The 13,331-nt window shown below is 40.6% G+C and carries 13 protein-coding genes; 1 reads left to right on the forward strand and 12 read right to left on the reverse strand.

The genetic code is table 11. The features are described from left to right. Positions 1-65: 65 nt before the first annotated feature. Positions 66-1,031, forward strand: coding sequence for a class 1b ribonucleoside-diphosphate reductase subunit beta (gene nrdF, locus IGI54_RS09145; protein WP_071860738.1), 966 nt, complete (start codon positions 66-68; stop codon positions 1,029-1,031). Positions 1,032-1,075: 44 nt separating this feature from the next. Here the strand turns inward: nrdF and IGI54_RS09150 are convergent, their stop codons facing one another. The 12 genes from IGI54_RS09150 to IGI54_RS09205 all read right to left on the reverse strand — a co-directional run bounded on the left by IGI54_RS09150 (position 1,076) and on the right by IGI54_RS09205 (position 13,287). Then, positions 1,076-1,750 (reverse strand): MgtC/SapB family protein, encoded by a 675-nt coding sequence (locus IGI54_RS09150; protein WP_071861035.1) that lies wholly within the window; start codon positions 1,748-1,750, stop codon positions 1,076-1,078. Between the two features lie 83 nt (positions 1,751-1,833). Continuing rightward, a complete protein-coding gene (locus IGI54_RS09155; protein WP_430620513.1) occupies positions 1,834-2,541 on the reverse strand; it encodes a pseudouridine synthase in 708 nt (235 codons plus the stop codon). A gap of 387 nt (positions 2,542-2,928) precedes the next feature. Then, positions 2,929-3,630 carry a glucosamine-6-phosphate deaminase gene (nagB, locus tag IGI54_RS09160; protein WP_430620514.1) on the reverse strand — a complete coding sequence of 234 codons (702 nt, stop codon included), beginning with the start codon at positions 3,628-3,630 and terminating at the stop codon, positions 2,929-2,931. Between the two features lie 177 nt (positions 3,631-3,807). Beyond that, a complete protein-coding gene (locus tag IGI54_RS09165; protein WP_430620515.1) occupies positions 3,808-4,947 on the reverse strand; it encodes a mannitol-1-phosphate 5-dehydrogenase in 1,140 nt (379 codons plus the stop codon). Between the two features lies 1 nt (position 4,948). Then, entirely contained in the window at positions 4,949-5,386 is a 438-nt protein-coding gene (locus IGI54_RS09170) for a PTS sugar transporter subunit IIA (RefSeq protein ID WP_071860734.1), read from the reverse strand. Between the two features lie 23 nt (positions 5,387-5,409). Next, positions 5,410-7,461, reverse strand: a complete 2,052-nt coding sequence (locus IGI54_RS09175; protein ID WP_216428318.1) for a BglG family transcription antiterminator — start codon at positions 7,459-7,461, stop codon at positions 5,410-5,412. A gap of 87 nt (positions 7,462-7,548) precedes the next feature. Next, positions 7,549-9,309: a PTS mannitol transporter subunit IICBA gene (locus IGI54_RS09180; RefSeq protein WP_430620516.1), complete on the reverse strand. Its 1,761-nt coding sequence runs from the start codon at positions 9,307-9,309 to the stop codon at positions 7,549-7,551. A 154-nt stretch (positions 9,310-9,463) separates the two neighbouring features. Further along, positions 9,464-9,835 carry a DUF956 family protein gene (locus IGI54_RS09185; protein WP_216428314.1) on the reverse strand — a complete coding sequence of 124 codons (372 nt, stop codon included), beginning with the start codon at positions 9,833-9,835 and terminating at the stop codon, positions 9,464-9,466. A 111-nt stretch (positions 9,836-9,946) separates the two neighbouring features. Then, positions 9,947-10,858 carry a PTS system mannose/fructose/sorbose family transporter subunit IID gene (locus IGI54_RS09190; RefSeq protein ID WP_216428312.1) on the reverse strand — a complete coding sequence of 304 codons (912 nt, stop codon included), beginning with the start codon at positions 10,856-10,858 and terminating at the stop codon, positions 9,947-9,949. Positions 10,859-10,879: 21 nt separating this feature from the next. Then, positions 10,880-11,686, reverse strand: coding sequence for a PTS mannose/fructose/sorbose transporter subunit IIC (locus IGI54_RS09195; RefSeq protein WP_430620517.1), 807 nt, complete (start codon positions 11,684-11,686; stop codon positions 10,880-10,882). Between the two features lie 31 nt (positions 11,687-11,717). Further along, the gene (locus tag IGI54_RS09200; RefSeq protein WP_430620518.1) at positions 11,718-12,710 is read right to left on the reverse strand and encodes a mannose/fructose/sorbose PTS transporter subunit IIA; all 993 of its coding nucleotides are present in this window, start codon (positions 12,708-12,710) and stop codon (positions 11,718-11,720) included. Positions 12,711-12,780: 70 nt separating this feature from the next. Further along, complete coding sequence (locus IGI54_RS09205; protein WP_071860722.1) at positions 12,781-13,287, reverse strand: PTS system mannose/fructose/N-acetylgalactosamine-transporter subunit IIB; 507 nt, start codon at positions 13,285-13,287, stop codon at positions 12,781-12,783. Between the last annotated feature and the right edge of the window lie 44 nt (positions 13,288-13,331).

Genomic DNA, 13,331 nt, shown 5'->3' on the forward strand with positions numbered 1-13,331 from the left:
TCTTGAGCTTCTGCTTGAGAGGGAATGCTATGCGTGATTATATACTTATCTTAGGAGGAATCTTCATGGCAGAAACGTATTATGAAGCCATTAACTGGAATGAAATCGAAGACGTCATCGATAAATCGACGTGGGAAAAATTAACGGAGCAATTTTGGTTGGATACACGTATTCCGTTGTCAAACGATTTAGATGACTGGCGTAAATTATCACCACTGGAACACACCGTGGTTGGGCATGTTTTCGGCGGATTGACACTACTAGATACTGTTCAATCAGAAAGCGGTATGGATCAGTTGCGAGAAGACGTTCGGACGCCTCATGAAGAAGCCGTCTTGAACAATATCCAATTTATGGAATCAGTCCACGCCAAAAGTTATTCATCGATCTTCAGTACCTTGAATACAAAGTCCGAAATTGATGAAATTTTTGAATGGACAAATACGAATCCGTATTTACAAAAAAAGGCGGAACGAATCAATGAGATTTATAAAAATGGCACACCTTTAGAAAAGAAAATCGCTAGTGTGTTTCTTGAGACGTTCCTATTCTACTCTGGTTTTTATACGCCGCTGTATTATTTAGGTAATAACAAATTAGCTAATGTGGCGGAAATCATTAAATTAATCATTCGTGACGAATCGGTTCATGGAACTTATATCGGTTACAAATTCCAACGTGGCTTCAATGAACAACCAGAAGCTGAGCAAGAACGTCTGAAAGAATGGATGTACGATTTATTGTATGAATTGTACGAAAATGAAGAGCATTATACTGAAGAATTATATGACGAAATCGGCTGGACGGAAGAAGTCAAAACTTTCTTGCGCTACAACGCCAATAAAGCCTTGATGAACCTCGGAATGGACCCACTATTCCCTGACACCGCCGATGATGTCAATCCAATCGTAATGAACGGGATTTCGACCGGAACCAGCAACCATGATTTCTTTTCACAAGTCGGCAACGGCTACCTACTTGGCCAAGTCGAAGCGATGAATGACGATGATTATTTAATTGGATTAGAGTAAACAAAAAAGAGAAATTCCTTATCGCAAGGAGTTTCTCTTTTTTTTTAGATATTAATCATCCGGAGCTTAGTAATATTTTTATACATCGATAGATCTTCAATCACATCAGTATAATTCATCCCCCGCGGCAAATCAATCGTGTAGACATTGGTGTATATTCGATAATCATCCATGAAATCCACGTCGAAATCGACATCCTCGACTTCAATATTTTTACTTTCGAAATAATTCATAATAAATTCTTTGGTGGCTTCACGATGAATGTAACGAATCTCGATTTTTTTAATCGCGTTGATCTTAATCACACGCTTCACCACAGTCAACGCCAGCATTATGCCGACAAAACTACAAATGGCGATCGTATAGTAACCCATGCCGATAGCGATCCCTAAGCCAGCACCAGCCCAGATCGAAGCAGCCGTCGTCAATCCCTTGACCGAACGATTGCTGACCATGATCGTACCCGCACCTAGAAAACCGATTCCGCTGACCACTTGAGCGATCAAACGGGCCTCATCTGCTCGAACCACTCCAACAAACTCAGGTTTAGCCGCCGCATAGCGCAACGCCTGATCGGCGATCTCAACTTGGATCAATGCAATAATAGTCGCACCCATACACACCAAAATATGGGTCCGAATGCCAGCCGGGCGATTCTTATATTCACGCTCTATCCCAATGGCGCCACCCATGACCATGGCTAAAAATAAGCGCAGCATGATTTCATAAACTGATAATTTCAAATCCACTGGTCCATCACCTCTCTATTCAGTATAGCACGCTAGAGAAAAAAGCGAACTTCCTAACCTTTTAGCGAAGCTATTTCTTCTGCTGTCAATAATCGGTAATTTCCTTTAACTAACCCTGACGGCAATTCCAAATCTCCCATACGAATTCGTTTTAAGTAGGTCACTTCTTTACCGCAGGCCTTGACCATCCGCTTCACTTGATGAAATTTGCCTTCGTGTAAAATAATTCTAACTTTTGACGAGTCTGCGGTCGTCTCATCAATCAACAATTCCGCTGGCAAAGTCTTTTCCCCATCTAACAAAATCCCTTCAACAAAGCGCTGTTGGTCTTCTACTGTCATCACACCAGCAACCTTCGCAAAATATTCCTTCTCTACATGCTTTTTGGGAGATAATAATTCGTGGGCCAGCTGGCCATCATTGGTAATCAATAATAAACCTTCCGTATCTTTGTCTAAACGCCCTACCGGAAATAAATCACTGCGGTAATCTACTGGCGCTAATAAATCCATAACCGTTCGATCCCGTGAATCTTCTGTTGCACTCACCACACCTGAAGGCTTATGTAGCAGATAATAATAAAACTCCTGATAATGCAGCGGCTCACCTTGAAAGGCGATCTGATCCTTTTCCGGTTCCACTTGCTTCTTGTCCGATTTTTCAATTTGTTGGTTGACGCTGATCTGACCCTTTTTGATCAGCTGCTTGACTTCCTTGCGACTGCCTAGGCCGACCTCCGCTAGAAATTTATCTAAACGCATTCTTCTCATCCTTTTTACTCTGATAATTTACTATAGCCAATGGCAAGAAAAGAAGCAAGTAGATCATAAGTCAGAAAGGCTTTCGCGAACTCCCTCAGCTTTTTGCCAGTTTTTCTGCTCGCTTTATTGAGATCGGAAAAATGGTATGCGTAACGACAATCAGAACTATTTTTTGTGTTTTTGGAAAATGATTCCCTAATTAGGAGTCCGCTGAGCAATCAGACCAAACGATTTCTAAAATGCTGCTCAAATGTCGAGATCGTTTGGCTTATTGCTGATAGAGCTAGTTCGTGAAGCCGGACATGGATACACCTGCTATAAAGCGATTTATTCATGTAAAAAAAACGCCAAGGAACATTTCCTTGACGTCTCTATTCAATCTAATTCTTATAGTTTGCTAGCTGCATCTTCGTCGATGATCACGGTTACGTCAGGGTGGTTTTGTAATACGCTGGCAGGAACATCAGTAGTTACAGGGCCGTCGACCATCCCTTTGATTGCGTCAGCTTTATCAGTACCGAATGCCATTAACAAGATTTTTTTGCTTTGCATAATTGAACCAATCCCCATTGATAAAGCATGAGTAGGAACATCTTCTACTTTATCAAAGTTACGTTTGTTGGCTTCAATGGTTGATTCAGTCAATTCAACGACATGCGTTGTCACATCAAATGGTGTGCCAGGTTCATTGAATCCGATATGCGCGTTGCGGCCGATTCCTAATACTTGCAAGTCAAGTGGATGATCCGCAATCACACCGTCGTAACGTTTGCATTCAGCTTCTAAATCTTCCGCTTTGCCGTTTGGTACGAACGTTTCTTTAAATGGTTTTTTGTTGAATAATTGATCATTCATGAAGTAACGATAGCTTTGTACATCGTCGCCTGCTAAACCAACATATTCATCTAAGTTTACAGAAGTCATTTCTGAAAAATCTAAATCACTAGAAGTCATTTCTTGATATAACGTTTCAGGAGTACTACCAGTTGCTAGACCTAATACTTTTACGCCGTTTTCCATTCCATCTTTGATAATTTCAAATGCTTTTTTTCCGCCTTCAGCGGCATCTTTTACGCGAATTACTTTCATGGGTAAACGCTCCTTTGTTGTTTTGGTATACACCAATTCTAACACCATGATCTCTAATTTGCAACAATTAAGTCTAGACCAAAACTTTTTTTCTTCACCCTCGTGATTTTTCTTCTATATGGGGAAAACTTTTGCTTAAAAAACAGCGTAGAAGTTCTTCTACGCTGTAAGATATTATTATTGATGATATCGTGCAGAGATTTCCGTAATTAATTCATCGTCTTTTAAATCAGTTACTTGTTGTATGACTTCAGCCACTGATTTTTCTTTTAGCAAACCTTGCAGTTCAACACTTTGTTCATCGTTAGGATCATTGTATTTCAACACCATCGCTACTACATCGACTAAGTTGTCATAGCCTAATTCTCTTTCCTTCAATTCGCGGATCGGACGAATGAAGCGTTCATCAAAGCCTAGTTTACGAATTGGAGTCCGTGCGACACGGCTAATACTGTCAGAAATGTATTTATTTTCAAAACGACTAACAATCTTATCAATGTAAGCAAAGTGTTTTTCTTTGTCAAAGCCCCATTTATTAATTAATAAACTGCCAGTTTCTTCTAAGACTGCTCGTAATTTTTCTAAGACTCGTTCATCTGAGATAGCTTCATCAATCGTTTTATAGCCATCATAAGCGCCGGTATAAGCAACCGTCGCATGTCCGGTATTGACTGAAAACAGCTTTCGTTCAATATAAGGTTCTAAATATTCTACGTATTCCACGTCATCAAGGCGCAAGTCTTTGTTTTTACTTTGCGTTTCGTCAATCACCCATTCACTAAAAGGTTCTACAGAAACAAATAGTGGGTCTTCATGATGCTGAATCGGAACGATACGATCAACTGCTGCATTGGGGAATCCAATGTATTGTTCAACATAGGTCATATCCTCAGCTGATAAAAATGCTTGGACCTTTTCAAATAAGAACTGGCTGCCGCCAATCATATTTTCACAGGCAATCACGTCTAAAGGCGCTGTATTTCCTTCACTGCGACGTTTTTGAATTCCTTTTGCGATTAATTCTGCGATAAACGGCAAGATATTCGGACCGATTGCTGTTGTTACAATATCCGCTTTGCTGACAGAAGCAATCACCGCTTCCGGATTCGTTTGATTGTTTAGACCATCCACGTTTGAGACATGGATCTCTTTTTGACTTTCGTCTGCTAATTGAATCGTATATTCATTTCGTTCATTCAACGCATTGATGATTGTTTCATTGATATCGACAAAATCGATTGAAAAACCATTCTTTGCTAAAATCTCTCCGATAAATCCTCGTCCAATATTTCCTGCGCCAAAATGTGTTGCTTGCATCCTATTCTACCTCCTGAAGATAGCCCATGACTTCTTCTTTTGTTTTTGCATCTGCTAATTTTACGACATTTTCAACATCCGAACAAAAGATGGCGATTTTTTGTAGGATATCTAAATGTTCATTCCCGATTCCAGCGATACCGAATAATACCATTGCCACGTCTTCTGTATCATCTTTACCAAAGTGAACGCCAGTTGGAACTTGGATCACTGAAATTCCACTTTTTTTCACGTAGTGTTTGGCTTCGTCGGTCCCATGAGGAATCGCGATAAAGTTTCCCATATAAACAGAAACTAATTTATTTCTTTCAATCATGGCGTCTACATAGCCTGGTTCCACACAACCTGCATCAACTAACAACTGACCACAGGCCCGGATTGCGTCTTCCTTGTTGGCATATTCTTGATCCAATAAAATCATTTCTGGCATTAATTCCATTTTTGATTCACTCCTATCACAGATTAATTTTCCCGTATTTCTTTTACGAACAAAGAACTCAATAGTTGATAAATGATTTCTTTGTTGCCGAACTTGTAGATTTCCGTGTTCAAATCACTCTCAATCACGGAGCTGCTGATTTTTCCTAACAGATTTTGTTGATTTTCCGGCATTGGATCAGGGGCAAGTAATAATAATACTCGCGTTAATTCAATACTTTTTTTATCCATCCCTTGGATCAAAAATTTCTGGTCCAAATCATAGATAGTGAATAAAGGCTCTTTGACATGAGAATCTGCAGTATGGAACAACGCGAAATTGGTCTTCGGTACCCCAATTGGTGCTACTAAATAGCGCTTGATCACTTTGTCTGTGACAGTCGCCGCGTCGGTCACAATCGTTCCTTGCAAGGGATCAATGATTTTCGCTAAGGTCTGTTCAATCGTTTCTTCAGACGTAATCGGCTTCACATCAAAACTTTGCAATAGTTGATTGGCAATCCGCATCGTTTCATAAATCTCATCAAAGGCATCACTCGGCTCTTGTTCGGGTTGATTCATCATCTCAACCGTTTTATCAGGATGCAGCGTCTGAATATATTCTTTGATTTCCTTGATCTCATCATCTAATAGCAAGGGTGAAATGACTTTATAGGGTAAATGGAACCCCGGCAAGAAGACCGTCGCTAAAATCAGATCATAGCTTTTATAATCTAAATGATTCATTTCTGAAATTTTTGCGACTTGTACCTGCTCAATCTCATTCAAATATTTATGAATTCGACTTTCCAAGATGCGAGCCGTTCCGATTCCACTAGAGCACAAGACTAAAGCGGAAAGAGCACGACCACTTGGGTGGCGTTCCAAAGATGTCGCAAAATGGATCACGACATAGCCTAATTCATCCGCAGTAAATTCATGATCTGGAAAAACTACGGCCAACTCTTTAATAATCGCCGTCGTCAGCTTCTGGTATTTCTCACGAATTTTTTGCAGCAATGGATTGTTTGCGCCTTGAATGACCGTCAAATTTCGTTTCAAGGCCGCCGACATATGGGCCGATAAGTCATTGAAAAGCTGCTCATCTTTGCGAAAATCGATCGCTGTCGCCTCAGAGACTAAACGAATCAATTCCTTGATCTGATAAGAAAGTTCCACATCAAAACTATCAATGAAAATATTTTGCGGTTGCTTATAATTGACTCCTTCCAATTGAAAGGCGAAGAAACGGACCTCTTGTGGCGGAATTGATTTCTTTAAGGTTGTCGCCACCTTGATCATGATTTGACTTGCAATCTGCATACTTTCAGGCTTGGCTTTATTTTCTTGTTCTGCCTCGACAAAACGATCTTGTGCCATCCGATCAATCGACAACGCTAATAAGATCAAGACTCGCTGTAATTGATTGTCTGTGACCTTCTGAAAAGACTGCTGGGAAACTTGAGTAAAAATCTGACCGGCTAGTAATAAATTCTCTTGGCTCAATAATTTCAAAAAGAAATTATCAGTGACCGCCTCACCTTCTTCCAACAAATCAAGAAACTGAAAAAAATCGAATTCGCTCACACCGTTATAAATCAAATTACTTAATAACTGCCGACGCTGTTTTTCACGACCGTCGATCCGAATCCCTCGTCCTTTTAGACGTTTTAGTTCTAAACGATAATCAATCAAACTCTTTTCGATCGCCGCTAAATCGGAAGTGATCGTCGCGGGGCTAACTTTAAAATCAATCGCCAGTCCTTCGATGGTTTCTTCTTCATCCATCAGTAGCAACGAGCAGACGATCGCACTTTGCCGTTGAACGTTATCGGTAAATAGCTCCGTTTGTTTCGCGCCTAATTGTTGTTGCAGTTGCTCCAAACTTTGAGTCTCTCCAACTATCCGGTATCCCTCGCCACGAGGTTTGATGATTTGGACATCCACCGATTTGATCGTCTTTTCGATACTGGATATCTCACGATAGACCGTTCGCTTGCTGACTTGTAATATATCTTGTAACTCCTCCGACGTAATGCCGTTTGGATATTCTAACAAAAGGGAAAGTATCTTTTTTTCGCGAATCGAAAAATACACAATATCTCCTCCAATAATTTCAAAGGCTAAAAGCAGTGAGAATCCTCACTGCTTTAAGAGTAATACGATTCTTCAAAAAAGACTACTTTATTTTCTTAGATTTTGGATCACGCGGTCATATTTTTCTGAAGCAACTAAATCACTCAATGGTACATGAGTCGCACTTGGTGCTTGTTGTTCCGCTTTTATAGTTTCGTCATTGTTGGTAATGACTAAAGCATTTGTTTCATCTGCTAAATCCTTAATTGCTACAACTGTGACTGGATAATTCATCCCTTTGTCCTTCAGTAATTTCTTCAAGATCGTTGCACCCATGTTAGCAGAGCCTTTGACTTGATCATAGGCAAAAACGACATGATCTACTTTCGAATAATCCGCAACGCCTTGAATGACATCATCAGTCAATGGTTTTTCTTCAGTATCAGCAGCAGCTGGTTCTTCCGATAGGCGGTTGACGATCTCATCGTAACGAGGGGAGTTCATAAAGTTTTCTACTTGGACAAAGGTTGCACTTGGTGCTTTTTGACTTGCACGATCATGGAGTTCTTCTTGTGTCACAATCAAGGCATTCGGATCATCACTTAGATTGTTAATCGCTGAGTTAGAAACAGGTAAAGCTAACCCGGCTTTTTTCACTTTGTCTCGTAATACCGAAGCTCCCATCGCACTTGAACCCATCCCAGCGTCACAGGCAAAGATGATTTTGTTGATGTTACCAAACATTTCTTGATTTTCTGATTTAACAGCGTTTTGGCCTTTGCTTTGTGCTTTTGCATCTGCCATAGCAGCTTGATTAGCGGCTAAGTCGTCTTCTTCGCTGTTGTCAGATTTGATAATAATCATTGCGACTAAGAATGAAACAATACATCCGACAATAATCCCAGCTAAGTTGGCGACAATAGTATCCGGTGGTGTCATAGCCATGATCGCGATGATTGATCCTGGAGAAGCAGCTGCTCGTAAACCTGCACCTAACAATTGGAAAGTAAATGTTCCGGCAACCCCACCGGCCATGACTGCTAAGAACAATAGCGGTTTCATCATGACATATGGGAAGTAGATTTCATGAATCCCACCTAAGAATTGGATGATGATTGCACCTGGTGCTGAAGATTTTGCTGCACCTTTACCAAACAAGGTGAAGGCTAATAAAATTCCTAGACCTGGTCCAGGATTTGCTTCTAATAAGAATAGAATTGATTTTCCAGCTTCTGCGGCTTGTTCGATTCCTAGTGGCGTCAAAATGCCGTGATTGATCGCGTTATTCAAGAATAAAATTTTCGCAGGTTCGATAAAGATATTGGCTAATGGCAATAAATGCATGTTAATGATTGATTCAACACCGGCAGCCATCAAATGAGTTGCACCTTCAACGACTGGACCGATAGCATAATAACCGATGATTGCTAAAGCAAAACCGATCAATCCAGAAGAAAAGTTATTGACTAACATTTCAAATCCAGCTTTGATCTTTTCTTGGAAAGCGTCATCAAATTTCTTGATACACCAACCACCTAAAGGTCCCATCATCATAGCTCCGATAAACATTGGGACGTCTGATCCTACAATAACACCCATCGCTGCAATTGCCCCAACGACAGCTCCACGTTGGCCATGCACCATGCTACCACCTGTATAAGCGATTAATAATGGCAATAAGTAAGAAAGCATTGGTCCGACTAATGTGGCAAGGTTTTCATTTGGAAAATAGCCATCTGGAATAAATAGTGCCGTAATAACCCCCCAAGCGATGAATCCCCCAATATTGGGCATTACCATCCCTGACAAGTGGCTTCCGAGACGCTGGACTTTTGCTTTAAGTCCACTCTTTTGTCTAGTAGCTTCCATTTTAGTTCCTCCTTAAATGATAAAATGATTTCGTTTACATTTTTATCATAGCGCCAGATTGATGCGCTTTCAAGGAATAGAAGATAGAGCTTTGGCACAGAAGTTTGTGCCAAAATTAAAAAGCCTTTCAGCACAAACCTGAAAGACTCTCGATTTACTTCTTGAATTTATTTTGTACGCCACGTTTCACTACATCGAAAAAGCCCAGCGATCTTACCATATGGTCGGGATCGACATACTCACGAATTGCTCGTAAAACCTTTTTAGGTTCTTTTGAAGCAAATGAATAGGTCCCGTTTTTCTTCGTTTGAATCGCATATCGGGGAATCCACTTCCCTTTGAAAACAACCGAAGCCACGACATAGTCCACTTCTTCCCACGGAATCTGTACAAATTTTCGAGCGTCACGGTTATTAAAGAATTCGAAACCTTTATCACCGATCATAATTTTCCCATAATCAGCGACGCCTAAGTACGAGGTAGCATCGATCGTCAAATCGACCTTTGTATTGATTGACTGAACCATTTGATCTACTCCATTTCCATATATGTATCTGTTTCATATTATACTTATTTTTTATTTATTAAGCAAAAAAATGCCCGGGATAAGCCCGAGCATTTTGCTTAAGTCGTGTTCTTACATAACACCTAGTACGTGTAAGCCAACACCAACTACGAACAAACCAAGAATGATGATGATTGGAGAAACTTTTTTCTTCAATAACCACATGCAAAGTAGTGTCAATAGTAAGGCAGCAAGGCCTGGAATCAATTGGTTCAAGTTGTCTTGTAAAGTCGTTACTTTATTACTATCAAGAGCAAGGCCAGAAGATTGTTGAGTCAACGCTTCTTTGATTCCTTGTGCTCCAGAAGGTAATTTGTCCCATTCGATATAAGCACCTTTGTCTAATTTAACAGTAGAAACGACTGGCGTGAATTTCACGTTTACCCAACGTTGTACTAAGGCTCCAAGTACGAACATCCCTAGAATAGATGCACCTTTAGTAACTTTTTGCAACAAACCGCCTGAAAGGTCATCAGTGATTTTAGAACCAGCACGGTAGCCGAATTCTTGTGTATACCACATGAATGCCCAACGAATAATATTCCAAGCAAGGAAGAAGATGATTGGTCCTAAGATATTTCCAGCTAATGCTAGAGAAGCTCCTAAGGCACCTAACATCGGACGTACAGTAAACCAGAAGACTGGGTCACCAACACCGGCTAAAGGTCCCATCATACCAACCTTAACCCCTTGAATTGCTACGTCATCAACAGGTGCACCATTAGCACGTTCTTCTTCAAGTGCTAGTGTAACTCCGATGATTGGTGAAGCGATATATGGGTGAGTATTAAAGAATTCCAAGTGACGTTGCATTGCAGCGATACGGTCTTCTTTAGTTTTGTATAATTTTTTGATCGCTGGCATCATTGCGAAACACCAACCACCATTTTGCATACGTTCGTAGTTCCAAGATCCTTGAATGAAGGTAGAACGCCATGCAACGGCTAAACGATCTTTTTTACTTAATTCGATTTTTTCTGCCATTTTATTTCTCCTCCTTCAAGATTAATAATCATTCAAAATGTCGCCAAGCGGATCACCAGTATTGCCTCCGCCACCATTAGATGAACCACCACCAGAACTTTCTTGTAGGTTCAAGTAAATCAAAGCGAATGCAACCGCGATAACACCAAGTGCGATTAATGTTAATTCAGAAAGTGCTGCAATTGCAAAACCAATTGCGAAGAATGGCCATACTTCACGTGTAGCCATCATGTTGATGACCATTGCATAACCAACGGCCACAACCATACCACCACCGATAGCCATACCATCTGTTAACCAAGCAGGCATTGATTCTAAGAATCCGCGCACTGTGTCAGCAGGGATAACTAATAATGCAGCTGAAGGGATCGCGATACGAATACCTTGCATACATACTGCAATGATGTGCCACATTTCAACTGTGCGCATTTCACCTTTTTCAGCCGCAGCATCCATAAAGTGAACGATTGGTACAGCTAATGTACGAACGATCATTGTTAAGAACAATCCAGCAACAGCCAAAGGAACTGCGATTGCGATGGCAGAAGAAACACCTTTAACTCCTTGACCACCTAAAACTAAAATAATTGCAGATGCAACAGATGCTAACGCAGCATCTGGTGCTACAGCGGCCCCGATGTTTGCCCAACCTAAGGCGATCATTTGAAGCGATCCGCCAAGAACGATCCCAGCTTCTAAATTACCAGTTACTAGACCGATTAATGTACATGCTACTAGTGGTTGGTGGAATTGGAATTCATCCAAGATCCCTTCCATACCAGCTAGAAAGGCAACGATTATTACTAATACCATTGAAATACCAGACATTATAAGCCCTCCTATTAATTAATTTTATTACTTATGCATTTTTTAATTCGTTTTTAGCTTTGTTAAGGATTTCGTCCATGTTGTCTTTAGAATCATTTGGTACTTTACGTACATCAAATTTGATTCCTTTTGCTTTTAATTTCTCAAAAGTATCAACATCTTCTTGACCCATTGACAATACTTTACTTACTACGACTTTACCGACTGAGTGCGCCATTGAACCAACGTTGACCTCTTTAATGTCTACGCCGCCTTCAACTGCTCTAAGCACGTCTTCAGGATTTTCAAATAGCAATAATGCTTTTGTATTCCCGAAACGAGGATCTTTTGAAATTTCGATCATTTTGTCGATTGGAATAACATTTGCTTTAACACCTGGAGGAGCAGCTTGTTCGATTAATCTCTTACGAAGATCATCTTTTGCTACTGCATCTGAAACAACGATGATACGGCTCGGTCCAGTTGTTTTAGTCCAAGCAGTTGCTACTTGTCCATGAAGTAAACGAGAATCCACACGTGTCAACACAAATTTGATGTGTCCATCACCAAGAACTGTTCCTTCTGGAATAGCTCCTTTAGGTTGGTCGTTATCTGCTGCTGCTACTGGAGCTGCTTCAGCTGGTTCCAATTCTTCTGGACGAATTCTTACGCCTTCTTTTGCCGTTCCTGAAATGTGAGCAGCGATTTCATGCGCAGTTTCCATTGAAAAACGTGAAGCATACGCTTCAATCAACATTGGTAAGTTCATACCAGCAACGATTGCCCACTTGTCTTTGTGTTCTTCAAACAAGCTGTTGGCTTGGTTGAAAGGAGTTCCACCCCAAAGATCGACTAAGAACAATACTTCGTCTTGGTTTTCGAAAGAAGCAATTGCGTCTTTCATTTTTGCCTTAACGTCATCAGGTCCTTCGCTGGGCATCAAAGTTACAGCTTTGACATTTTCTTGTTCTCCAAAGATCATCGCTCCGGATTGCAAGATACCATTAGCGAATTCACCATGACTGGCAATGATAATTCCTACCATCTCTATACCTCCTACTATATATTGTTACAGCTCAAAAATATAAATAAGTTCTAAAAACCTGTAACCAAAATTAAGTTGTTGCAGCATCTTTTCTTTTTTTGATCAATTGCATTAGATCTGTTTTGCGGTCTGTAGGTACTTGTCGTACTTCCAACTCGACTCCTAGTTCAGCTAAAGTGCTGAAACAAGCAATATCGTCCTCATTCATGGAAATAAAGTTTGTGATCATCTTTTTCCCTTCGCAAAAACGCATACCACCGATATTGACGGCCTTCAAATCAACGCCCGCTTGGACCACTTCTAACACATCCTGCGGAGAAGCAAATAGTAGCATGATCTTCATTCCATCAAACAAATGATCTTGATAAACCTCTACCAATTTTCTTTTTGTGACGACATTAGACTTGATACCTGGTGGAGCGGCTTGTTTTAATAGGAATTTTCGCAACTCATCATTAGCCACTTCGTCACTGACTACTAAAATCCGTTCAATTCCAGTTGCCTTTGACCATGCGGTAGCTACTTGACCATGGATCAAACGATCATCGATCCGAGTGAGGCGTATATCCATTACCATCCCACCACCTCCTACAACTAATACAAGGCTCCGATGCTAAAAGA

This window comes from Enterococcus sp. DIV0800, from assembly GCF_050559735.1.
Lineage (GTDB): Bacteria > Bacillota > Bacilli > Lactobacillales > Enterococcaceae > Enterococcus_A > Enterococcus_A devriesei.

Bases quoted from the DNA above. Each gene is read 5' to 3' on its own strand.
- nrdF (WP_071860738.1), top strand. From the start codon at position 66: ATGGCAGAAACGTATTATGAAGCCATTAACTGGAATGAAATCGAAGAC.
- IGI54_RS09150 (WP_071861035.1), bottom strand. From the start codon at position 1,750: ATGCTGCGCTTATTTTTAGCCATGGTCATGGGTGGCGCCATTGGGATA.
- IGI54_RS09155 (WP_430620513.1), bottom strand. From the start codon at position 2,541: ATGCGTTTAGATAAATTTCTAGCGGAGGTCGGCCTAGGCAGTCGCAAG.
- nagB (WP_430620514.1), bottom strand. From the start codon at position 3,630: ATGAAAGTAATTCGCGTAAAAGATGCCGCTGAAGGCGGAAAAAAAGCA.
- IGI54_RS09165 (WP_430620515.1), bottom strand. From the start codon at position 4,947: ATGCAAGCAACACATTTTGGCGCAGGAAATATTGGACGAGGATTTATC.
- IGI54_RS09170 (WP_071860734.1), bottom strand. From the start codon at position 5,386: ATGGAATTAATGCCAGAAATGATTTTATTGGATCAAGAATATGCCAAC.
- IGI54_RS09180 (WP_430620516.1), bottom strand. From the start codon at position 9,309: ATGGAAGCTACTAGACAAAAGAGTGGACTTAAAGCAAAAGTCCAGCGT.
- IGI54_RS09185 (WP_216428314.1), bottom strand. From the start codon at position 9,835: ATGGTTCAGTCAATCAATACAAAGGTCGATTTGACGATCGATGCTACC.
- IGI54_RS09190 (WP_216428312.1), bottom strand. From the start codon at position 10,858: ATGGCAGAAAAAATCGAATTAAGTAAAAAAGATCGTTTAGCCGTTGCA.
- IGI54_RS09195 (WP_430620517.1), bottom strand. From the start codon at position 11,686: ATGTCTGGTATTTCAATGGTATTAGTAATAATCGTTGCCTTTCTAGCT.
- IGI54_RS09200 (WP_430620518.1), bottom strand. From the start codon at position 12,710: ATGGTAGGAATTATCATTGCCAGTCATGGTGAATTCGCTAATGGTATC.
- IGI54_RS09205 (WP_071860722.1), bottom strand. From the start codon at position 13,287: ATGGTAATGGATATACGCCTCACTCGGATCGATGATCGTTTGATCCAT.